At 52.7% G+C, this 23,722-nt stretch carries 19 protein-coding genes; 13 read left to right on the plus strand and 6 right to left on the minus strand.

Features of this window, described 5'->3' with window-relative positions; genetic code table 11:
• Window positions 1-89: 89 nt before the first annotated feature.
• On the minus strand, window positions 90-761 hold the full coding sequence (locus DTHIO_RS14235; protein WP_008870962.1) for an adenylate kinase: 672 nt from the start codon (window positions 759-761) through the stop codon (window positions 90-92).
• A gap of 218 nt (window positions 762-979) precedes the next feature.
• On the opposite strand from DTHIO_RS14235, the gene pyrG reads away from it, so the two are divergent.
• The 13 genes from pyrG (at window position 980) to DTHIO_RS19970 (ending at window position 11,982) form a co-directional block, all read left to right on the plus strand.
• Window positions 980-2,671 carry a CTP synthase gene (gene pyrG, locus DTHIO_RS14240; protein ID WP_008870963.1) on the plus strand — a complete coding sequence of 564 codons (1,692 nt, stop codon included), beginning with the start codon at window positions 980-982 and terminating at the stop codon, window positions 2,669-2,671.
• A complete protein-coding gene (gene kdsA, locus DTHIO_RS14245) occupies window positions 2,672-3,493 on the plus strand; it encodes a 3-deoxy-8-phosphooctulonate synthase (RefSeq protein WP_008870964.1) in 822 nt (273 codons plus the stop codon).
• On the plus strand, window positions 3,486-4,022 hold the full coding sequence (locus DTHIO_RS14250; protein ID WP_008870965.1) for a KdsC family phosphatase: 537 nt from the start codon (window positions 3,486-3,488) through the stop codon (window positions 4,020-4,022). Before kdsA ends, DTHIO_RS14250 begins: the two co-directional genes overlap by 8 nt.
• Complete coding sequence (gene lptC / locus DTHIO_RS14255) at window positions 4,015-4,557, plus strand: LPS export ABC transporter periplasmic protein LptC (RefSeq protein ID WP_008870966.1); 543 nt, start codon at window positions 4,015-4,017, stop codon at window positions 4,555-4,557. The genes DTHIO_RS14250 and lptC overlap by 8 nt, the downstream gene beginning before the upstream one ends.
• 12 nt (window positions 4,558-4,569) lie before the next feature.
• Window positions 4,570-5,124, plus strand: coding sequence for an LptA/OstA family protein (locus tag DTHIO_RS14260; RefSeq protein WP_040418767.1), 555 nt, complete (start codon window positions 4,570-4,572; stop codon window positions 5,122-5,124).
• Window positions 5,121-5,843 (plus strand): LPS export ABC transporter ATP-binding protein, encoded by a 723-nt coding sequence (gene lptB, locus DTHIO_RS14265; protein ID WP_008870968.1) that lies wholly within the window; start codon window positions 5,121-5,123, stop codon window positions 5,841-5,843. Before DTHIO_RS14260 ends, lptB begins: the two co-directional genes overlap by 4 nt.
• A 15-nt stretch (window positions 5,844-5,858) precedes the next feature.
• Window positions 5,859-7,301, plus strand: a complete 1,443-nt coding sequence (rpoN, locus tag DTHIO_RS14270) for an RNA polymerase factor sigma-54 (protein ID WP_008870969.1) — start codon at window positions 5,859-5,861, stop codon at window positions 7,299-7,301.
• Between the two features lie 35 nt (window positions 7,302-7,336).
• Entirely contained in the window at window positions 7,337-7,888 is a 552-nt protein-coding gene (hpf, locus tag DTHIO_RS14275) for a ribosome hibernation-promoting factor, HPF/YfiA family (RefSeq protein WP_008870970.1), read from the plus strand.
• A gap of 27 nt (window positions 7,889-7,915) precedes the next feature.
• The gene (locus DTHIO_RS14280; protein ID WP_008870971.1) at window positions 7,916-8,365 is read left to right on the plus strand and encodes a PTS sugar transporter subunit IIA; all 450 of its coding nucleotides are present in this window, start codon (window positions 7,916-7,918) and stop codon (window positions 8,363-8,365) included.
• Window positions 8,341-9,273 (plus strand): RNase adapter RapZ, encoded by a 933-nt coding sequence (gene rapZ / locus DTHIO_RS14285; protein WP_008870972.1) that lies wholly within the window; start codon window positions 8,341-8,343, stop codon window positions 9,271-9,273. Before DTHIO_RS14280 ends, rapZ begins: the two co-directional genes overlap by 25 nt.
• A 1,111-nt stretch (window positions 9,274-10,384) precedes the next feature.
• The gene (locus DTHIO_RS14290) at window positions 10,385-10,810 is read left to right on the plus strand and encodes a PTS sugar transporter subunit IIA (RefSeq protein ID WP_008870973.1); all 426 of its coding nucleotides are present in this window, start codon (window positions 10,385-10,387) and stop codon (window positions 10,808-10,810) included.
• A 4-nt stretch (window positions 10,811-10,814) separates the two neighbouring features.
• Window positions 10,815-11,279, plus strand: a complete 465-nt coding sequence (locus DTHIO_RS14295) for a PTS sugar transporter subunit IIB (protein WP_008870974.1) — start codon at window positions 10,815-10,817, stop codon at window positions 11,277-11,279.
• A gap of 109 nt (window positions 11,280-11,388) precedes the next feature.
• Complete coding sequence (locus DTHIO_RS19970; protein ID WP_008870975.1) at window positions 11,389-11,982, plus strand: hypothetical protein; 594 nt, start codon at window positions 11,389-11,391, stop codon at window positions 11,980-11,982.
• Window positions 11,983-12,736: 754 nt separating this feature from the next.
• Here the strand turns inward: DTHIO_RS19970 and DTHIO_RS14305 are convergent.
• From DTHIO_RS14305 to DTHIO_RS14325, 5 genes are all read right to left on the minus strand, one after another.
• Complete coding sequence (locus tag DTHIO_RS14305; protein WP_008870976.1) at window positions 12,737-13,042, minus strand: PG0541 family transporter-associated protein; 306 nt, start codon at window positions 13,040-13,042, stop codon at window positions 12,737-12,739.
• A gap of 2 nt (window positions 13,043-13,044) precedes the next feature.
• Window positions 13,045-16,128: an efflux RND transporter permease subunit gene (locus tag DTHIO_RS14310; protein WP_008870977.1), complete on the minus strand. Its 3,084-nt coding sequence runs from the start codon at window positions 16,126-16,128 to the stop codon at window positions 13,045-13,047.
• The gene (locus DTHIO_RS14315; protein ID WP_008870978.1) at window positions 16,129-17,370 is read right to left on the minus strand and encodes an efflux RND transporter periplasmic adaptor subunit; all 1,242 of its coding nucleotides are present in this window, start codon (window positions 17,368-17,370) and stop codon (window positions 16,129-16,131) included.
• 795 nt (window positions 17,371-18,165) lie between these two features.
• Window positions 18,166-20,454 carry a molybdopterin-containing oxidoreductase family protein gene (locus tag DTHIO_RS14320; protein WP_008870979.1) on the minus strand — a complete coding sequence of 763 codons (2,289 nt, stop codon included), beginning with the start codon at window positions 20,452-20,454 and terminating at the stop codon, window positions 18,166-18,168.
• Between the two features lie 805 nt (window positions 20,455-21,259).
• On the minus strand, window positions 21,260-23,524 hold the full coding sequence (locus tag DTHIO_RS14325) for an IS4 family transposase (RefSeq protein WP_008869811.1): 2,265 nt from the start codon (window positions 23,522-23,524) through the stop codon (window positions 21,260-21,262).
• Window positions 23,525-23,722: the final 198 nt, after the last annotated feature.

A 23,722-nucleotide genomic window follows, 5' to 3' on the forward strand; every position in this document is an offset into this window, starting at 1 on the left:
TTATCCTGTCATCCTGTTAATCCTGTCTAAGGCCTGCCACGCTTCTTAGCGTGGTTATTGTTTTTTATGACAGGATATCTAGAGTAAGTCTAATCAAGCTGCTTCTGCAGTGCGTCCTTGACCTCTTCTATACTGCCGCTTCCGTCCAGTTCAATGTACTTGAAGCCTTCCTTGGCTGCCAGGTCTTTGAAGAAATAGGCTGCAGCCAGGGTCCCGTTCTCGGTATCGTAATAAATATCGTGACGTTTATCGATGGCTTCCTCGTCCTGGTCATCGGACCTGGCCTTGAGCTCTCCTCCGCAGATGCGGCACTTGTCGCCGTCGGGCATGATGGCTTCCACGTAAATGTTATTGGGATGGTTGGGATCATTGGCACACAGCCTGCGGCCCATGATTCTCTTTTTGGCCGCATCCCTGGAGAGCTGAACCTCTATGACATAATTGAGCTTCATGCCCTCTTTCTGCAGGGCGTCCCACAGCATCTTGGCCTGGGCGGGATTGCGCGGGAAGCCGTCCAGGAGCCATCCTCCCTGGCCTTCCTTCTTGAGTGTCTCCAGGACCATGGGAACAGTGATCTCATCAGGGACCAGCTCCCCCTTGTCTATGTACTCTTTGGCCTTCTGCCCGAGTTCTGTACCCTGCTTGATATGTTCTCTGAAGATGGCTCCCGACTCGATGTGGGCAAGATTATACTTGTTTTTGACCAGAGAACCCTGTGCACCTTTTCCGCTTCCGTTTGGACCGAAAATTAAGCTGTTCAATTTGGACCTCCTTTTTTAAATACAAATTTACGCCAAAATATCCTCAACAGTCTTATATGTCAATCAATCCCTGAACATGTTCATAAAACACCTGGCAGGACGATAATAACAGGACTTGGCAACAGAACCTGCATGGGATATACAGGATGAATTCAGGGTCAAAACATCCCTGTATTAATATCGGGTGCAGCACAAACTTCAAATCTCAAGGTGTTTTCATGAAGACCAAGTTTATTTTCATTACCGGCGGAGTTCTCTCCTCCCTGGGCAAAGGACTGGCAGCAGCCTCCATTGCCGCCCTGCTCAAGGCCCGGGGGCTCAAGGTGACCCTGCAGAAGCTGGATCCCTATATAAATGTCGATCCCGGGACCATGAATCCTTTTCAGCACGGAGAGGTTTACGTCACTGAAGACGGGGCCGAGACCGATCTGGACCTGGGACATTACGAGCGCTACCTGGATCAGCCCATGAGCCAGTTGAACAACTTCACCTCAGGCTCCATCTATCATTCAGTGATAACCAAGGAACGCCGTGGTGATTATCTGGGCGGCACCGTCCAGGTTATCCCCCACGTGACCGACGAAATAAAAAACGCCATTTTGAGTGTAGCCACCGATGACGAAGACGTGGCCATCATCGAAATCGGTGGAACTGTGGGAGACATTGAAAGCCTTCCCTTCCTGGAGGCCATCCGGCAGCTGAGAGGAGACCTGGGCAAGGAAAACGTCCTGTACATACACCTGACTCTTGTACCCTACATCAAGGCCGCAGGGGAAATCAAAACCAAGCCCACCCAGCACAGCGTCAAGGAGCTTCGAAGCATCGGCATCCAGGCGGATATCATCCTGTGCCGCTGTGAAGTTGACCTGGAACAGGATATAAAATCCAAGATCGCCCTTTTCTGCAATGTGGATCCGGATGCGGTTTTCACTGCCCGGGACGTTCAGAGCATATACGAAGTTCCGCTCATGCTCTACGATGAAGGACTGGACCAGAAAGTGGCCATCCTGCTCAAGCTTCCGGCCAAAAACCCCGGCCTGCAGGCCTGGGAAAACCTGGTATATCGCCTGAACCACTACAAAAGCGAACTGCATATAGCCATAGTAGGCAAGTACGTAGACCTCAGGGAATCCTATAAAAGCCTGCATGAGGCATTGATTCACGCCGGCCTGGAAAATGAAACCAGGGTCATACCCAGGTACATAAATTCAGATGACCTGTCTCAAGAAAGCCTTGCCCGGCAGATGCAGGGGGTTCACGGGGTTCTGGTCCCCGGAGGCTTCGGGACCCGGGGCATAGAGGGCAAAATTTTGGCCATCAGGTATGCCCGGGAAAACAACATCCCCTTTTTCGGGATCTGCCTGGGCATGCAGTGCGCGGTCATTGAATACGCCAGAAACGTACTCCAGCTGGAAGGGGCCGACTCCCAGGAATTCAACCCGGATACACCTTACCCGGTAATCTATCTAATGACCGAGTGGTTTGACTTTAGAAACCGTACCACCCAGAAACGCGATACCGGCAGTCACAAAGGGGGCACCATGCGCCTGGGCGCATACCCCTGCGTTCTCAAGACTGGCACTAAGGCCATGCAGGCCTACAACACCTCCGAGGTATCGGAAAGACACAGGCACAGATACGAATTCAACATGAAATTCGCCCCGGATTTCAAGTCCCATGGCCTCATCCTCAGTGGTCTTTCACCTGATGAAAAACTGGTGGAGATCGTTGAGCTCAAGGACCATCCATGGTTCCTTGGCTGTCAGTTTCACCCGGAATTCAAATCAAACCCCATGCGGGCCCATCCCCTGTTCAGGGAATTTATCCGCGCCGCCGGGCAGTATGCACTCCCTGAAGAAAAAAATCCGGATAAGGCTTCCGGGGAAAAATCACTTGATAAAGAACCTTGAATGACCAACACTCCTGATGCTATGAAAGATCTCTTTGAATCAAGCAGAAAAGACCTGTTTTTCATCCTGGGCCCGTGCGTGCTGGAAAGCAGGGACATGGCCCTGCAGACGGCAGAGAGCCTGGCCGGTATGGCCGCCAGCCTGGATGTGAACATCGTCTTTAAAAGCTCCTTTGACAAGGCCAACCGCAGCTCCCTTGACGGGTTCCGGGGTCCGGGCATGGAGAAAGGCCTTGAGTGGCTGCAGGAGATAAAAAAACGCACAGGCCTGCCCGTTATTACGGATATACACGCCCCGCAGCAGGCGGATGAAGCGGCCGGGGTCGCCGACGTGATCCAGATCCCCGCCCTTCTTTGCCGGCAGACCGATCTCATCCTGGCCGCTGCTGCCACGGGAAAAATCGTAAACATCAAGAAAGGCCAGTTCATGGCCCCCTGGGACATGGCCGGGGTGGTGGACAAAGCCGCCTCCAGGAACCCCGGCATATGGCTCACTGAGAGGGGCACAACTTTCGGCTACAACAACCTGGTAGTGGACTTCAAGTCCATTGCCATCATGTCCGGGCTTGGATTTCCGGTCATCCTGGACGCAACGCACTCGGTGCAGCTTCCCGGAGGCCTCAAGACCGCCTCCGGAGGTCAGCGCGAGTTTGTCCCGGTCCTGGCCCGGGCCGGAGTGGCTGCAGGGGCTCACGGCATATTCATGGAGGTTCACCCCCGTCCGGAAATGGCCCTTTGCGACGGGCCCAACTCCTGGCCTATAGATGAAACCTTTTCTCTGCTGCAAAACCTTTTGAAGATAAGAGACGCCCTGCATGCATAACCATCCGGCTCAAGCCGCGCAAAAAGTAAAACTTCTTGTCCTGGACGCCGACGGGGTGCTTACCGACGGTGGTCTTTACTACGACCCCGATGGACGGATAATAAAAAGGTTCAATGTCCAGGACGGGCTGGGGCTTAAGCTGGCCATGGCCGCCGGACTGGAGGTGGCTGTGATAACCGGGCTCAATTCCGGCGCGGTGGAAACAAGAGTCAAAGAACTTGGAATAAATGATTATTTTTCAGGATCAACCCATAAAATGCCCTTCATCAGGCAGCTTTCCCGGGAAAAAAACCTGTTGTTTTCGCAAATGGCCTACCTCGGTGATGACTGGGTGGACGCAGGTCCTATGCAGTGCGTAGGACTTCCCATGGCTGTGGCCAATGCCCAGCCGGAAATCAGGAAGCTGGCCGCCTGGACCAGTACACAAAGAGGCGGCCACGGAGCAGTGCGTCAGGCCGTGCGTTTTATCCTGCAGGCCCAGGGAAGGCTGGAACAGGAGTGGCGCAAATGGGTCCAGAAACATGCTTAAGAAAGCCTTTCCCATAATCCTTACGGTTATGCTCATGTTTTTCCTGCTGAGCATTTTCTGGCGCGAAACCCCGGGGCCGAGACAAGTTGACTTTGACCAGGACCTGGAAGTTGATTTAAACATCAGGGATCTGACCCTGGTTCAAAGCGGCCGGGACAAAAAAATCTGGGAGCTTGACGCAAAACAGGCAGGCTTCATGCGCAAGGAGAACATCTACCTTCTGCAGGAACCTGTCATGACCTATTTCGGAGAGAAAAACGGCGAACCTGTTGAAATCAGGGCTGCCCGGGGCAGAATAGACCAGGACAGCGGAACCCTTTATATGTGGCCCGACGTAAAGGCCCGTTCAGGGGGCCTTTACACCACTTCAGAAAAGGCTACATACAAGGAAGGCGAGGGACATGTCCTGCTGGAAGACAATGTTTCCTTTACGGGCCGGGGCATGAGGGTAGACACCCCCAGGGCCCTTATAATGCTTGAAGAGGACAAAATCGTGGCCACCCAGGGTGTCAGGACCAGCATCCGGGGAAACTGAACAAAACACATCATGAACAGAATACAGGCAATCACAATGCACTGCAGATTTTTTCCCTATATCCTGGTCTGTGTCCTGGCGGCCTTATTTCTTTACCCTGCCGGGATCCAGGCTGAAAACGACAAGGGTACGGAGATTACCTCACGGGACATGACCTTTAAAGGCGCGGAAAATCTAATTGTGTTTTCCGGTGACGTTTATGTCCGCCGCCCTGATTTCGAGCTCTGGTCAGACAAGCTTTACGTATATCTCAGGTCGGATGCGGACATGGATGAGACCGCACCTGAAGCCGGAGAAGATGATGACATAGAGAAAATCGTCGCCCGGGGACAGGTGCGGATCCAGGGAGAAGGCAGGGAGGGCCGCAGCGGACTTCTGACATATTATCCCGACACAGAGATTGTAGAACTGGAGCAGGACCCCAGGCTTATTGAAGGCAAAAACAGTGTTGAAGGGGAAAAAATCGTTCTCAACCTCAAAGACAATACATCCCGGGTATACGGCAGCGAGGAAAGAAGGGTCCGGGTAATCTTTCATTCAGACGATTCAGACGGGGACGGACAGTGAGCACCCTGCAGGCCCTTGACGTTTACAAGCAGTATGGCAAAAAACCCGTGGTCAAAGGAATATCCCTGGACATAAACCGGGGAGAAATAGTGGGGCTTCTTGGTCCCAACGGCGCCGGCAAGACCACGACCTTCTATATGCTGGTGGGCATCATCCCCCCCACCAAAGGCCGGGTGGCACTGGCCGGTCAAGATATAACTGGACTTTCGCTGCCCAAAAGGGCAGAGTTGGGGATGAGTTATCTGCCGCAGGAAAGCTCCATTTTTAAAAAACTGAGCGTCTATGACAACTTGATGCTTATCCTGGAGTACACCTGCAGGGACAGAAAGCTCCGCCGGGAAAAGGCCGAGTCTTTGATGCACGAACTGGGAATATCTAAGCTTGCTCATCAGAAGGCCTCCTTTCTTTCCGGAGGGGAAAGGCGGCGTCTGGAAATAGCCAGGTCCCTGATAAAGGACCCTGAATTCATTCTTCTGGACGAACCCTTTGCAGGCATTGATCCCATTGCAGTGGATGATATCCAGAAAATTGTGCTTAAGCTAAAGGAAAAAAACATAGGTGTGCTCATTTCAGATCACAACGTGCGCGAAACCCTGAAAATCTGCGACAGGGCATCCCTCGTATTTGAAGGCCAGGTTATACTGAACGGCACACCAGGGGAAATAGCCCAGGACGCCCGGGCCAGACAGGTATACCTGGGAGAATCGTTTCAATTGTAAGCAGGTTATATAAATATGTCCCTGGAACTCAGACAACAGCTCAAATTATCACAGCAACTGGTGATGACTCCGCAGCTGCAGCAGGCCATCAAGCTGTTGCAGCTTTCCAGGGTGGAGCTGTTGGAGGTGGTGCAGCAGGAACTCATGGAAAACCCCATCCTGGAGGAGGTCCAGTACCAGGAGGATGAGCAGACGGCCCGGGATGTACACGAAGAAGCCAACCGCAAAACAAGCCTCAACAGCGAAGAACAGTCCATGATCAAAAATGCGGACTGGGAAAACTATCTGGGCGAATTTTCCAGCAGTTCCAAGCAGTCGGTGCACCATGAAAGGGAGACCCCGGAAGAGATGCAAAGTTTCGAGGCCAGACACTCTTCCAAGCCCTCACTGGAAGGACATCTCTTCTGGCAGTTGCAGCTGCAGGATTTTTCCGAAGAAGATATGGTTGTCGGCGAAGAGATCATCGGCAATCTGGATTCCCGCGGCTATCTCCAGGCCACTTCCCGGGAAATATCCGAATCCACCGGCGCAGAACAGGAGCAGGTGAAAAGAGTTTTAAAACGTATACAGCATTTCGACCCCATTGGCATAGGTTCCAGAAACATCCAGGAATGTCTTCTGGTACAGCTTGAAGCCTTAAACGAGGACGATCCTGTGCTCACTTCACTGGTAAAGGAGCACCTGGAAGACATTGAAAAAAACCGCATTGCCCCGCTTCTGAAAAAATTCAAGGTCAGCCGGGAGTACATGCAGGAATACATTGAGGTCATAAGAAGCCTGGACCCTTTCCCCGGCTCCAGCTACGGCAGCGAGGATGTTGTTTACATCAGCCCGGATATTTATGTTTACAAATACGAAGACGATTTTATCATCCTTTTGAATGAAGACGGGTTGCCCAACCTGCAGCTCAGTTCCTTTTATACTGGTGAAAACCAGCTGGTCAAAGACAAGAAAAACAAGCAGGAGAACGAATACATCCAGGAAAAAACGCGTTCAGCGGTGTGGCTCATGAAAAGCCTGCACCAGAGGCAGCGCACTCTGTACAAGGTTATGCAGAGCATACTCAAATTTCAAAAGGAGTTCTTCGAGCACGGAGTAAGCCGGTTAAAGCCTCTTATACTCAAGGAAGTGGCCGAGGACATTGAGATGCACGAGTCAACGGTGAGCAGGATCACCACCAGCAAGTACGTGTCTACTCCCTACGGCATTTTTGAACTCAAGTTTTTCTTCAACAGCGCCTTGAGCATGGACGGAGGCGGCCACGTGGGTTCCGAGAGTGTAAAGGCAGCCATCAAGAAGATGGTTCGCGAGGAAGACCCCAAAAAACCACTGAGCGATGAAGCCATAGCTGCCATTTTGAAAGAAAACCTGGATGTAAATATCGCCAGGCGTACTGTGGCCAAGTACCGCATGGCTCTGGACATTCCCTCTTCCTCAAAGAGGAAAAAATTCTTCTGACTCCAAAAGCCATATACAAATCCAAGGAGGCTAGCATGCACATCAAATTCAATTTCAAAAGTTTTGAACCCTCTGATCACCTGAAAAATTACGCCCAGGATCGTTTTGAAAAATTGTCCAAATATATAACTGACAATGACGACGTTTCTCTGCAGGTAAATATGGAGGTAGAAAAATTCAGGCACATAGCTGAATGCATCCTCACTGGTAAAGATCTGCATATCTCTGCCAACGAAGAAACAGAAGACATGTACTCCACCGTGGACCTTAGCCTGGACAAGCTTGAAGCCCAGCTCAAGAAACAAAGAGATAAGATCAAGGACAAAAAGAAAAAAACACGAGAAAAACAGCAGGTGCGCATGGATGTGGTCAGTTTTTCCCCGGCAGAGGAGGGACAGAGCCGGGAGCCCCGCATAGTGGCCACGGATCAGTACGAGCCCAAACCCATGCCCCTGGACGAGGCCGCCATGCAGCTGGAAAACCTGGGATACGAATTTTTGGTCTTTTTAAACGCTGAAACCGAAAGGGTAAACGTGGTTTATCGCCGCAAGGACGGGGACTTCGGCTTTATTGACCCAGGCGTATAGACAGGTCTGGCATAACAGAGAGATACAATGCATCTTGCTGATTTTTTAAGCCCGGACCAGATTGTCGCCGGCCTGGTCTCCAGAAACAAGACGGAAGTCCTGGATGAACTGGCCGCCCCCCTGGTGGAAAAACACGACTTCCTGGACCGCAATGAAGTCAACAATGTGCTCGTGAGCAGGGAGAACCTGGGCACCACCGGCATAGGCGACGGCGTGGCCATACCTCACGGCAAGATCGCCGGCCTGGATAACATCCTTATCAGCGCCGGTCTGAGCCGGGAAGGTGTGGATTTCTCCGCCCTGGATCACAAGCCGGTACACATTTTTTTCCTGGTCCTGGCTCCGGAAAAAAGCGCTGGCAAGCATTTAAAAATCCTGGCTTTTATCTCCAGGCTGCTGCAGGACCCTGACTTCAAGGATTGCTTTATAAATGCCCAGTCCAGGGAAGAACTATGGAAACTCATAAACAGGGTTTAATCCGGGACGTACCAGGCAGAGAAAAAGAACATGCGGGCTGCTACCCGGTAATTATTGTCACCGGCCTGTCCGGGGCTGGAAAAAGCACCGCCCTGAACGTCTTTGAAGACCTGGGTTTTTTTTGCGTGGACGGGCTTCCAGTGACCTTGGCCCCTACGATAATGGAGCTTTTCTCCAGAGAAAACCCCAAAAACTTCCGGGGGCTGGCCCTGGGTATGGACCTGCGCCAGAGCGACTTCGCCAGGGAATGGTCCAGGGTGAGGGACAGGATGTCCCAGAACAGAATCTGCCTGCAGATAATCTACCTTGAAGCCAGCTCTGGAGTGCTGGTGCGCAGGTACGCTGAAACCAGACGCCCGCACCCCATGGAAGGAGAAGGAATCGGCCTGGAACAGGCCCTGGAAAAGGAAAAACAGATCCTGGAACCACTGCGCAGCGATGCTCACCTGGTGGTGGACACATCGGATTTCAGCATCCACGACCTGCGCCGGGCACTCAAGGAAAAATGGGAATGCCTGGACCAGGTTCTTGCCGGTATACGGGTGCATATAATTTCCTTTGGATTCAAATACGGCATGCCTTCCGAGGCCGACATGGTCCAGGACCTGCGTTTTCTGCCCAACCCTTTTTTTGAACCAGAACTCAAAAGCCTGTCAGGCAGAGATACGGCTATTGCGGATTATGTGCTGGGCAAGCCTCCGGGGTCTTCCTATCTGGAAAAATACAAGGACTTCCTTGGCTTTATCCTGCCCCTGTTTCAAAAGGAGGGCCGCTACAGGCTGACCATGGCTTTCGGGTGTACCGGGGGCAGACATCGCTCCGTGGCTGTAGCCGAAAACGTGGCGGATTTTCTGAAAAAAAACGGCTACTTAGTGTCACTGGAACACCGACATTTTCAACTGGGTTGATTGCTTGCAGCAGTAGATAGCAAATCCCCTCCCCGGCCAGGAGGGCCGTGGGTGTTGACAGCTTACAATCAACCACCCCCGACCCCTCCTTAACTAAGGAGGGGAGCAGATCGAGGCGTGGCAACACTCTGTCGCATGCATCTGTATAAATAATTCGTAAGGAAGGGAGTTGATTATCGAACCACCCCCAACCCCTCCTTAACCAAGGAGGGGAGCAGATCGAGGCGTGGCAACACTCTGTCGCATGCATCTGTATAAATACTTCGTAAGGAAGGGAGTTGATTATCGAACCACCCCCGACCCCTCCTTAACTAAGGAGGGGAGCAGATCGAGGCGTGGCAACACTCTGTCGCATGCATCTGTATAAATACTTCGTAAGGAAGGGAGTTGATTATCGAACCACCCCCGACCCCTCCTTAACTAAGGAGGGGAGCAGATCGAGGCGTGGCAACACTCTGTCGCATGCATCTGTATAAATACTTCGTCTGGATCGTGATTAAACTTCCACCACCCAAGCAAGTCCAAGCCACGGTTTAGCTCCCCTCCTTGACAAGGAGGGGTCGGGGGTGGTTGTATAAAATCCCTTCCTTAACTGCTCCATTTTTCAAGCAGTAAGAATGGTTACAGGGGAGCAGATCGAGGCACTGTCGTACTCTGTCGCAGGCATTCAACTATCAGGAATTCCAGATACAAACAAAGAGTACTGAAAAACTTTTTCACAGAAAATATAAAGTACCTTGCACCTGCGTGAATCCAGGGCACGGTGCAGCTCCCCTCCTTGGTTAAGGAGGGGCCGGGTAAGGAAGGGAGTTGATTATCGAACCACCCCCAACCCCTCCTTAACCAAGGAGGGGAGCAGATCGAGGCGTGGCAACACTCTGTCGCATGCATCTGTATAAATACTTCGTCTGGATCGTGATTAAACTTCCACCACCCAAGCAAGTCCAAGCCACGGTTTAGCTCCCCTCCTTGACAAGGAGGGGTCGGGGGTGGTTGTATAAAATCCCTTCCTTATCTGCTCCATTTTTCAAGCAGTAAGGAGAAATCGGGGATGGTTGACAACCAACTTTGAAACATCCCATTTTCAAATTAAACCTGTGACCAGAGCATCATGATAGGAATTATATTAGTCACTCACGGCGATTTCGGGTCCGGTCTTCTGCATGCGGCGCAGACCATGGTGGGAGAAAGCGGCAACTGCTGCGCCATAGGAGTGGATGTTTCCAGGCCCATGCAGGATATCATTGACCAGTTGAAGCAGAAGGTTAAAGAAATAGACACAGGCAGCGGTGTAGTAATCCTTACGGACATGTTCGGGGGAACCCCTACCAATATCAGCCTGTCCCTTTTAAGTCACGGGCATATAGAGGTTATTACCGGGGTGAACCTCCCCATGCTTTTAAAGGCGCTCTCCGGCAGGACCCAGGAACTTGGAGACCTGGCCCAGGAAATCAAATCTGCCGGCAAACAGGGAATCCTCGTGGCCGGGGACGTGCTCAAAAGGCAGGTGGCCGGCTCCGGAAAAAAGGGCGAGTAAGACAATGTTCTGGGTACGCATAGACAATCGCCTGATACACGGTCAGGTCATCGAGACCTGGCTGCCCTATGCGGGTTCAAGCACCATTCTTGTGGTCAATGATGAACTCGCTGCAGACCCGGTGCGTCAGGAAATCATGGGGCTTGCCGTACCCAGCCACATCGACATAACTTTTGCATCCATCCAGGAAAGCCCCCGCGTCCTGCATACAACTTTAAAGGACAGACTTTCCTCGGTTTTTATACTCTTCGACAATTGTCCGGACGCCAGGCAGGCCTTTGATCAGGGCCTGAACTTCGACTGGATCAACATTGGCAATATTCATTACAGCCCGGGCAGAAAACAGGTCTGCGCCCACATCGCCCTGAGCCAGGACGACAGCCTTTGCCTGGAATACTTTTACAGGCAGGGGGTAAAGCTGGATTTCAGGTGCGTGCCCCACAAAAGCGTTCAGGTGGATTCATGGTAGCCCTGGAAGAAATGAGTATTTTAAACACTGTCCTGCTGGGGGGTTTTTTTTTGCCGTCTTTTCCCTGTTTCGTTTTGCTCTTCACCTGGGCCTTCTTGAACGCCCCCTGGTGGCCGGCTTCTTCCTGGCCCTCATTACCGGTGAAGTCTTCCCGGTTTTGCTCATCGCCGTATTTTTCGAACTGCTGTGGCTGGATCTCATTCCTGCAGGCACCTTCATCCCGCCCAACGCCATCTTCTGCGTAACCAGCGTCACATTACTGTATGGGCATTTTCAACTGGAGCACACCGGCCAGATATTTCTGCTCATGCTCCTGAGCATCCCCGGGGCCTATATCCTTTCGCGCATTGAAGGCTGGTACAGAATCCGGCAGAACAAAAAATACAATCTGATTCTGCGCCAGAGCAGGGACAGGTTCAGCTCATACAACCCAGGAAAAATGATCATGCAGTCCCTGGTCGGATCCTTCGGCGTGGGCTTGGTGACAGCCTGTCTGGGCATCTATTTCCTGGCCATAGTATATCCTCATTTAAAGGACCTTTTCCAGTTTCAGCGCGAAATGGACTGGTCCCTCATCCTGCTGGCCGCCAGCTTCAGCGCCCTGGCCGGACTCAGAGTCAAAAAAGCCTATACCTCCCTTGTAGTGGGCATGGTCCTGATAAGCGCAGCCCTGGCCTGGATGCAATGGCCTGTATTGGCCTGAAGGTCAGGAGCTGATTATCGAACCACCCCCGACCCCTCCTTAACCAAGGAGGGGAGCAGATCGAGGCATGGCAACACTCTGTCGCATGCATCTGTATAAATACTCCGTCTGGGTATTGATCAAACTTCCATCACCCAAGTAAATCCAAGCCACGGTACAACTCCCCTCCCTTAGGAAGAAAGTATGGGTGTATGGGGGTATCCATGTGTGGGTGTAAAGATATTTTTACTCCCATACTCCCATACGCCCCTACTTCCATACTTCTTAAGGCCGGGGGTGGTTGTATGAACTCCCTTCCTTATAAACATTCCAGAAACCTACAACCCAAGCAAGTCCAAGCCACGGTACAGCTCCCCTCCTTAGCCAAGGAGGGGTCGGGGGTGGTTATATGAGATCCCTTCCTTATAAAAATTCCAGAAATCCACCACCCAAGTAAGTCCAAGCCACGGTGTAGCTCCCCTCCTTAGCCAAGGAGGGGTCGGGGGTGGTTATATGAGATCCCTTCCTTATAAAAATTCCAGAAATCCACCACCCAAGTAAGTCCAAGCCACGGTACAGCTCCCCTCCTTAGCCAAGGAGGGGCCGGGGGTGGTTATATAAAAATCCCTTCCTTATAAACATTCCAGAAACCTACAACCCAAGCAAGTCCAAGCCACGGTACAGCTCCCCTCCTTAGCCAAGGAGGGGTCGGGGGTGGTTGTATGAACTCCCTTCCTTAACCAGACAGAGACACGGCACCCCTGTATGGTTGCGCCTAATCCTCGCCAGTGCCCAGCACCTGCTCCACAGGCACGACCGCAGCCCGCAGGTGCCTGTGCGCACCTTTTTTCATTCTAAACTCCTGCAGGCGCTGCATAAGTCCCTCAACCAGGTCGTTTTTTACCAGGGCCTGACACACGGTTACACTGCCGGGAAAAACCTGGCTGCCGAAATGTTTGCCCTCCTGGTCCTTTCCCTCCACCATGGGATACCTGGCGTAATCCTCTACACCTGAATCATCCAGGATACGCTCCACGTGATCCACGTATTCAAAACGAAAGGTGATGTGCACCAGTTTCATATTCAACCTTTTGCACCTTTGGGTTGTTTCCCAAAAAGTCTGAGAATGTAGTTCTGCAGCTGATCATACAGAGTGTAAACCACCGGGATGACAATAAGGGTCAGGGCGGTGGAGGTAAAAAGACCAGCAGCCACGGCAACGCCCAGGGGGACCCTGGCTTCACCTCCGGCCCCATAGCCCAGGGCTATGGGCGTAATGCCCAGAATGGTGGAGATGGCGGTCATGACCACCGGCCGGAACCTCTCCCGGGCCGCTTCCTGGGCCGCCTGCACCGGTGGTCTTCCCCGGGCCACCAGGACATTGGTATAATCCACCAGCAAAATGGCGTTCTTGGTTACCAGCCCCATGAGCATTATAAGGCCGATAAAGGCATAAACGCTGAAGTTCAGGTTGAGAAGCCACAAAATGCCGAAAGCGCCCACAGTGGCCAGGGGCAGAGCGGTCATGATGCTTAAGGGGTAGATGAATGACTCGAACTGGGCCGAAAGCACTAAGTATATAAATATAATGGCAAAAATAAGGGCCAGGGCCAGGTAATAAAACGACTCCTCAAACACCTCGGACATGCCGGCCATGCGGTAGTCGGTCCCTGCAGGAAGCTCAGCCTCCAGATATGTTTCCAGCTCGTCCACTGCATCGCCCAGGGCCACCCCCGGAGGTGTGGATGCAGTAACCGAGGCCGAGCGCACCCGGTCGAAACGGTGAATCTCGCTTGGACCTATGGTTTCCTGGATATGCACCAGGTTATCCAGGGAAACCAGTTCGTCTCTCTGGTTGCGCAGGTATACATGGCGCAGGGCGTCCGGGGTGGTTTCACCGCGGTCCTTTATCTCAGTAATTACATCGTACCTTCGGGCTTCGCGGTCCACGTGGGAAATGTCCACCTCTCCAAACAAATAGCGCAGGGACTGAGAAATGGCCGTGGCCGATACCCACATCTCGGCCGCCTTTTCCCGGTCAATGCTTACGTCCACCTGGGGCCTGTCCAGCTCAAGATCGGAGCGCACCCCAACATAGTACTCCGAACGGGACTCCATCCAGTCCACCACCTGCTCCTGCACAATATCCAGTTCCTGCAGGTCCGGGTTCTGCAGGACCACTTCCACCGGGTCACCACCTACTCCTCCAGGGGTGATATCAACGGCGAAGGCACGTCCGTCAGGAATTTGAGCCAGTCTTTGCCGGTACTGCTGCATTATCTCAGTCTGATGCTTATCCCGCTCATCCCTGGGTACTAAGGTGACAAAGGCCACCCCCTCATTGGGATGACCCGGTCCGCCTCCACGGCTAAGGCCGATGCCCAGGAAAGTATGGCTGACGTTGGGATCTTCGGCCAGCATTTTTTCAATTCTGGCCGCAAAACTGTCTGTTTCCGGAAGCGTGGCCCCCTGGGGGGTCTCAAAGACTATCATCATCCTGGAGCGGTCCTCGTCCGGGGCAAACTCCTTGGGAATATTCATGTAGGCCATGATGCCCGCACCAAAGGCCAGCAGGGCAATAACCACCACTAAGGCCCGCCTTTTGAAGGCCCGGGCCAGAACCCAGGCATAGATGGCTTCCACATGGTTCAGATGTCTTTCAGACATCTTGAAAAACCAGCTTTTACGTTCCTTGTACTTCAAAAGCCTGGAACAGAGCATGGGGGTCAGGGTCAGGGCCACAAAAGTAGAGGCAAATACAGTCACTGCGACCGTAAGGCCGAATTCATAAAAAAACCTTCCGATTATCCCCCCGGTAAAGGCCACCGGGATAAACACCGCTCCCAGGGACAAAGAGTTGGCAATGGCCGGAAAAGCCATTTCCGTAGTACCCACCCTGGCCGCAGGCAGGGGATCAGCCCCATGCTCCATGTGTCTGAAATTGCGCTCCAGGATGACAATGGCGTCGTCAACCACTATTCCGATGACCAGGATAAGGGCCAGCATGGTCAGTACGTTGATGCTGAAGCCCAGGACATTTATGGCTGCCAGACCCGTCAGCAGCGAGGTGGGAATGGCCAGGGCCACAATAATGGTACCCCGCCCGCTTCGCAGGAAAAAAAGGACCACAAACACCACCATTGTGGCGGCAATAAAAATGGTGGTCTGCAGGTCCCGGATATTTTCCTCGATATATTCCGAGGCATCCATGGCCTCCTGATACTCAAGGCCTGGAGGGAAATTCTCCGCGGACCGGCGCATGCTCTCCCGGGCCGCTTCAGCCATTTCCACTGTATTGGCCCCGGTCTGGCGCACCAGGCCCAGGCCCACAGTGGGTTCGCCGTTGAAACGGGCCAGCCGTCTGTATGACTCCACCCCGTCCACGGCCTCTCCTACGTCGGACAAACGAACTGGAGATCCGTCCCTGTGGTCTATAACCAGGTCATTAAAGGGCTCGGCCTCGGAAAAGCGGGCCCTGGTGCGGATGGTGAACTCCCTGGTCTTGCCTTCGATACGCCCTGATGGGATGTCCACGTTCTCCATCTGCACCGTGTCCACCACATCCTGTATAGTCAGCCGGTGAGCGGCCAGCAGTTCGGGATCAATCTTCACCCTGACTGCGTAATCCCTGGACCCGCCCACAATGACCCTCCCCACGCCTCGCAGGGTCTCCATTCTGGGCTTCAAAACATCTTCTGCATACCGGGACATGCTCATATCGTCCCAGCGCTCGTCTCCCTGCAGGGTAAACCACATGATGGGCCCGGCGTCCATATCCATCTTGCGCACCACCGGGGCCTCGGCATCATCCGGAAGGTGCCGCCTGGCCCGCTCCACAGCGTCGCGAACATCCTGGGCCGCCAGGTCCTGATCCCGCCAGAGCTCAAACTCAGCCGTTACCGTGGCCGATTCCTGCTCAGCCGTGGAGACCAGTTCTTTGAGCCCTTCAATGGTACTCAGTTCCGCCTCAAGGGGCTCCACCACCTCCTGTTCCAGGATTTCCGGTGCTGCTCCAGGAAGAACCACCAACACGCTCACTACTGGGAATTCCACATCCGGGTTTTCCTGAATAGGCATCTGAGTAAAGCCGTACACGCCGAAAATGGCAAGGACCAGAAAGATAACAACGGTCAGTGCTGGACGGCGGATACACAGATTCCAGATCACTTAAAATCCTCCCCTGAACTGTTCCGCCGTATCAAAACCTTCATCCGGAAGGGACTCGTCCCACTGCCCTGCCCAGTCATCCTCCATCTCCTCAACTATCTCCACCCGGGAATCATCTTCGAGCTGCATATGTCCAGCGGTGACCACCAGATCATTTCTGGAAAGCCCTTCAGTTATCTGCACCAGACCCGGCCTTCGCATGCCGGTGCTGACCATTTGAGCTTTGGCCCTGCCGTTTTCCCGGTCCACGGTAAAAACCATGTAGCCTTCCCGGACTGCTACCAGGGATTTTTCCGGTATCACTAAGGAGTCCTCCTGTTTTCCCAGGATCTGAGTAGCCTGGGCAAAAAAACCGGGACGCAGAAGATTGTCCGGGTTTTCAATATCTGCGCGTACCCTGAACTTGCGCGTGGATTCATCGATGGAGGGACTGATGTAGTCCACCTCGCCTTCAAAGCTCATACCGGGGTAAGCCGGTACAGCCACCCGCACCTTTTGCCCCAGCTCCGCTTGAGCAAAATACTTTTCCGGTAGAAAAAAAGAAATCTTCAAGGGATCAACCTGATACATGACTGTCAGGGTTTCCCCCTGGGAAACGAAGGTCCCCGGATCCACAAGGCGCTCGGCGATCAACCCGTCGAAAGGGGCCCGGATGACAGTGTCGTCAATTTCTTCGCGCACATGTTCCACATCGGCTTCAAGCCTGCGAACCTGGGCTTTTGTGGTTTCCAGGTCCGTCTTTACCTGGTCGTATTCTTCCTGGGAGACCACCTCCTGGCTGAGCAGAATGGAAAAACGCTGGTGATTTCGTCTCAGGTTCTCCAGCCTGGCCTGGGCTTCCTCCAGGGCGGCCTCCTGGGAGGAAAGACGTCTTAAAAGCTTTTGCTCCTCAATTTCGAAAAGGAGTTTATCCTTGCCAACGAATCCCCCCTCCTGAAAATGCGCAGCCTTGATCCTGCCGCTGGTCTCGGGCTTGATGTCCACTCTTTGTACGGGCCTTAAAGTCCCCACCCCGCGCACAGTCTCCAGCATGGTGATTTCACTGGCCGGGGCCAGCTCCACAGCCACTTCAGGTCTTTCCCGGGGCTGATCATTCTCTTGCTCAGGTTCGTGTTCCAGGTAAAAATATACCCCAACAGCCAGGATAAGGATCAAAAACGTCCAGGGGCTGAAAATCCGCCCCAGCACAGTTCTTTTCTGTTTTACTTCCTGGTCCTGAGGGGTGTTTTGCTGGTTTTCCATGTTGCTGGTTCTCCAGTTGAAAGTAACAGTTCAGCCATTTGCATAAGGCATGGGGATTTGCTCTCCCCTGCTTTCCTTTACAGACAGCTGCAATTTTTATTTAATTATTTAACACTACAGCGAAACTTATTCATTGACCTCCGGGGTGTCCCGCACCTACTTGGGAATGATTTCATGAAAGCGCTGGAACTTGCTGAGCAATCAAGTAGGTGCGGGACTGTCCCCAGTTTAGACAGGTTGAAAAATTTTATAAGTTTCGCTGTAGTGTTAAAAAGGTTAATGTAACACAAGTTTGTAATTTTGTAACTATTCTTCAGCGATACGTTCAGGTTGGCCGGCTTCAGCAGGTGATGAATGGTTACGTCAAGTTATGAATAAGGCACGGTCTGCTCCCCTCCTTGGTTAAGGAGGGTTTGTAACTATTCTTCAGCGATACGTTCAGGTTGGCCGGCTTCAACAGATGATGAATGGTTACGTCAAGTTATGAATAAGGCACGGTCTGCTCCCCTCCTTGGTTAAGGAGGGTTTGTAACTATTCTTCAGCGATACGTTCAGGTTGGCCGGCTTCAGCAGGTGATGAATGGTTACGTCATGTTATGAATAAGGCACGGTCTGCTCCCCTCCTTGGTTAAGGAGGGGCTGGGGGTGGTTCGTCCTGAAAAATCATTTCCTTATCATCCTGACGTAGCCCGATCCAGCACTCACTTTTTTATCTCTCCCATACGCCCATACGCCCATACTCCCATACGCCCATACACCCATACGCCCATACACCCTTCCCAGGTCAGCACCTGATTACTCAGCCTCAATACGGCACATCAGAGCTGAATGAGGCCAGCTGCCGATTTCCGGACTGCAGAATTTCTCGTCCATGGGACAAAGAGTATTGGCATTGGATTCAAATACCCCGAAAAGCTCCGGCCTGGCTTCTTCCCTTTCAGGAAACCACCAGCCGTGCTGCACATCAACCATGCGCGGATGCATAACAGCGGACTTCTCCAGCTTCACCCTGGTCTCGCCCTGCGGTGATATCACCTTCACCCACTGACCGTTTTCAAGGCCAAGCTCTTCAGCCGTTTCCGGATTCACCAGCACCAGGGGATCGGGCATCTGCTCTCTGGCCGGCTCGATCTGGCGCTGCTCCGAGTGGTACATGGGCATAAACCTGCTGCCGGTAATCAGGATCAAGGGAAAATCCCCGGCCACCCGGGAATCTCCCTCAGGACTCCAGGGTGGCTCTTTATACCTGGGCAGGGGATCATTTCCCAGCTCTTCAAAAATGGATGAATAAAGCTCCACCTTGCCCGAGGGCGTGCCGAAGCCGTGCTTTTCATATCTCTTGAATTCCGGCGTGCCCCGAAACCCGTAATCTCTGCTCAGTTCTTCAAAGGTAAGCCCCACTGGTTCCAGGCAGTAGTCAAAGACCTCTTCCAGGTTCTCCCAGGGCCAGTCCTCTTCCTGTCCGAGCCTCACACCCAGGCCCCGGTAAAAATGATAAGTATCCTTGCGTTCATACATGGGCTCAATCCCCGGGGGACAACTCATGCAGAATCCCCCGGTGGTCCACAGCTGGGGCTGCTCCACGGTGGTGGCCGATGGAAAAACATAATCCGCCAGGGCCGCTGACGGCGTCATGTAGTATTCCATAACCACGTACAGATCCAGAGCTTTCAGGGCCTCAAAGACCATTTTTGAATCCGGAAAGGACAGCATGGGGTTGCTGGCCACGGAAAACATGGCCTTTACCGGATAAGGCTCACCGGTGCTGACAGCATGAAATACATCCCTGGCGTGAGCCACGCAGGTCCTGTACATGGACGGCGGGGAAACCATACCCTGGGGCAGCTTTTTATTGTTTTCCAGGTTGCGCTCCCAGCCTGGAAAGCCGAAAAAGGGATAAGTATCAACGCCCAGCTGTTTGGCCCTTTGTTCAGAACTTATGGCCTCAGCCCTGACCAGGTCGAATTCACCCCGGACTTTTGCCGCCTCCGGGGTCTGGCTGAAGGTCTCACCGCCTTCTATTTCCAGGTTCCCGGTGATGGCCCGCAGAATGGCCCTGGCCCTGGCGCACTGGTTGGAATTGATGCCCTGCTTGTCCAGACCGTAGCCGTAGGGAATCTGGGCCGGGCTGGATTCTGCGTAAAGCCTGGCTGCCGCCTTTATCTTTTCTGCCGGGACCCAGGTGATTTCACTTACCTTTTCCGGGGTGTACTCCTTTACCGCCTCTTTCAGCTCATCAAAGCCCACGGTCCAGTTGGAAACGAACTCCGGGTCATAAAGCTCCTCTTCAATTATCAGCCGGATCCAGCCCAGCATCATGGCCAGGTCTGTTCCCGGCCTGATCTGAAGCCACATATCAGCAAATTCCACTTCCTGGATGCGCCTGGGATCCACCACGATGAACTTGACCCCTTTGTCCCGGGCATCCTTCAGGGCCGGCCAGGTCTGCACAGGCGAAGAATTGGCCGCAGCCCGCCCCCAGACCACAATGCACTGCGCCTGGCGCGGATTGCCCCTGGCCATGCCCCCGTAGGTGGCATATTCCGTGGCGTAGGAAGGGCACATGCAGATATTGTTCACTCCGCAGACGTTGGGGGAGCCGAAAAGGTTGAAAAACCGCCTGCAGTCCCAGTGATGGGTACGGCTGGTACCATGGGTAAAGGCCAGAGTTTCCGGCCCGTACTCATCCCTCAGGCCGGCGAGTTTTTCGGCCACCTCATCCAGGGCCTGTTCCCAGGATATACGCTCCCATTTGCCCTCCCCTCTTTTGCCTTTTCTTTTCAGGGGATAATTTATCCGGTCCGGGTGATGGATATGCTCAGGCATGAGCAGGCCGCGCTCACAGATAAGCCCCCTGGTCACCGGATGGTCCGGGTCGCCGCTGACCTCGAAGACTTTACCATTTTTCATGTGCAGCAGGGTGCCGCAGCGCGGGTGGCACAGACCGCAATAACTGCGCCTGACCTCGTCGTGTTCTTCAGGCCCGGCGTTGGGATCGTATGCATATAGGGGCAGCCCTGAAACTGCCAGTGATGATGTGACTAAGGCCGAATAATGCAGAAATCTTCTTCTGGTTATGGCCATACTGCCTCCAGTGGTTTGAGATTTGCTGATAATGCTGTGAGTTATAGAAAATCCTCGAACATTTGCTTTAAACTGTCAACCAAAACTGGAGGAAAATTTTCACTCCCTCTTTGCCATTCTCTTCAAGGTAAGGGAGCTGATTATCGAACCACCCCCGGCCCCTCCTTAACCAAGGAGGGGAGCAGATCGAGGAACGGCAACACTCTGTCGCAGGCATCTATCAAATACTTTATCTGAATCGTGATCAAACTTCCACCACCCAAGCAAGTCCAAGCCACGGTACAGCTCCCCTACTTAGCCAAGGAGGGGTCGGGGGTGGTTGTATGAACTCCCTTCCTTATAAAAATTCCAGAAACCCACCAACCAAGCAAGTCCAAGCCACGGTACAGCTCCCCTACTTAGCCAAGGAGGGGAGCAGATCGAGGAACGGCAACACTCTGTCGCATGCATCTGTATAAATACTCCGTCTGAATCGTGATCAAACTTCCACCACCCAAATAGTCCAAGCCACGGTACAGCTCCCCTCCTTAGCCAAGGAGGGGTCGGGGGTGGTTGTATGAACTCCCTTCCTTATAAAAATTCCAGAAACCCACCAACCAAGCAAGTCCAAACCACGGTACAGCTCCCCTCCTTAACCAAGGAGGGGAGCAGATCGAGGAACGGCAACACTCTGTCGCATGCATCTGTATAAATACTCCGTCTGAATCGTGATCAAACTTCCACCACCCAAATAGTCCAAGCCACGGTACAGCTCCCCTCCTTAGCCAAGGCTGACCTTTACCCACACATGACACCGTGGGTCTGGTCAGGGTCCGGAGGGCATATTGGGATAAGCCTGCGGATTCATAATTGTGTACATCTCTGTGGCTGTATCCAGGCGTTGCAGGCCTCGCCAAAGGGTTTGGGTTCCAGGAGGACCGTCGCCTTTACGTCCAAGGTGTCCTCCTATTCCTGCCACCATATATATTGATTGCTGCAGTGATGGTGGTTCTTCTGGAGGCGTGGAGGTTTTGTATACATAACAGCAAAGGGCTTTCCATTCGGCATCACTAAAAAAAGCTGTGCATGGTACATCGGGAATCTCCCTGCCAAGCATAGTCAGATGATAAATACGCCACGCAACCACCATGTCTACACCAAGGCATGCCTGCAGGCGATCAGCAGTGCCCAGCTGACGGTTTTTTATACGGCAGCCACTTTTAAGAGTTCTATGATAAACCTCAATCCCCCAGCGGTTTGCATACCAGTTTACGCATCTTTTTGCGGTCTGGAAGTCCGGCACCTCTTCGGTGGTCAGCAGCATCCATTCAATAGGATCGGAATGCTCCTGCTCCAGGACATATACAGCCCAGACAGTTGCCGGGCCATGCTTATTTAAACGCTTGGGCGGTTTGAGGGTTACCTGGGTAAAGCGGATATCCATCCAGGTATCACGGGCCTTACGCGACCCACTGCGTGGAACGTGTATTTTAAGTGATCCGCTTACAGGTTGTTTGAAGACATATTCCCACAGCGAATCATCGTGCAGTTGGCGATTACGCGATTTTTCAGCTCTGACCAGCAGCCGCGGAGCCTGTGGATCTTCCAGAGCGCTGGAAAAGAGTTCGTATATATCCGATTCCCGGTCCCCAATACTTACCAGCTTGGTATCCGGGCAGAGTTTTTGAACTTCGCAGACTTTTTCAAAACTGCGAAGCCATTTAATGCTTTCTTTTTGCTCTATGGGCAGTTCTTTACGCCGTTCTCTTTTCTTTTCATCCTCTGGATCTCTGGCCCAACACTGGGCATCCAGAACACCCAGGGGTATGCCTTCTTCTGTAAAGGCCAGTGTGTCGTGCAGGAGTAGGCCGATGAGGGTATCCTCACTGGTACATATAGGCCCCAGGTCACTGGTCATGGGATGCGCACTATAGTTCAAGGTCGTGGTATCCTGAGGAGCAAGGACCACGGGATGTTCTTTGATACGTTCAACTGTGGCCTCTTTGTGAGCGTCAAGTATTACATCCATATTTATCCTGGGGTTTTGAAAAAACCTGTAGGCTCCCATTGTCCGGGCCTTGGAACCGCTGGCTTTTGGTATATCACCTTCAGGGTCTGCAAAAAAATCCTGGGCAATGTTAAAAAGTCGTTGCTTTAGACGATCATCGTAAAGGCGAATGGCCCCGAACTCGTATTCAGCCCAGTTTTCTGGTTCTTCCGGAAGAGGAATTTCGCCTAATTTCTTTTGAGGTTCACGGCAAAGAACTTCACGCCAGTTGGAACACAAAGGCTTGAGAAAAATATTTTTTGGAACTCCGTCTCTGCGACCGGCGGTCTGGTTGTCCAGTAAAGTCCAGTTGTCAGCTTTGTAACATGTGCCGGAAAACCTGCCTGGATCAACAAAGGTCTCTACCAGAACGGGGCGTATATTGTATCGTTGTTCCCAGTCCTGGGGCAGCCTGGCCAGGGCTATGGATAAAACGTAGGAGGCCAGATTACAAACCTGGACCGTAGGCAGAATTAAAAATCTGGCGTTTCTAAGCACCTGATGCAAATTTGTTCTTCGGGCGGCTTCACTCCAGCCGATATACTTATCTCTGGCTTTGACTGCCCAGGAAGCTGAATCAAAGGCCAGGGCACCAAGGTGGCCATAGGTGGAGCTGTGTATAAGATATCTCATTTGTGCCCCGCACAAAGAACCGTTGCCCAGGTAATGGTATTGTTCCAGCAGGTGGAAAAAGAGCTTGGAATCTTTGCTGTACCGGCTTGCTACCGGATAGACATTGACTTCACCCAACTGGTCCAGTGTACAATCTACGTTTGGAGGCTCAAAATTATTGCTGGCAGCCTTTTTTTGTTGAAAATCATAAAACTGTTCTTTCTGGGGAAGCTCAAGGATGTTTCTCCGGTTGAGTTCAGCCAGAGTTTTTCGACAGCTTACCTGGCAAAGATTTCCATTGGCGGCTCTCCAGTCCAGCTTTTGGCAAACAAGCCTTGAGAGTTCGCGCATGGACATGGAAGGCTGCTCGTTGATCGTTGCCTGGACCCAATTCAACGTATCCTTGGAGAAATATTGACCGCTGATATACATGCCATAACGCTTAACTCCTCATGGCCCCGGTGTCAAGCGTGTGCGAGGCTCAGTTAGCCAAGGAGGGGTCGGGGGTGGTTGTATGAACTCCCTTCCTTATAAAAATTCCAGAAACCCACCAACCAAGCAAGTCCAAACCACGGTACAGCTCCCCTCCTTAACCAAGGAGGGGAGCAGATCGAGGCATGGCAACACTCT

The sequence above is a fragment of the Desulfonatronospira thiodismutans ASO3-1 genome (genome assembly GCF_000174435.1).
Classification (GTDB): domain Bacteria; phylum Desulfobacterota; class Desulfovibrionia; order Desulfovibrionales; family Desulfonatronovibrionaceae; genus Desulfonatronospira; species Desulfonatronospira thiodismutans.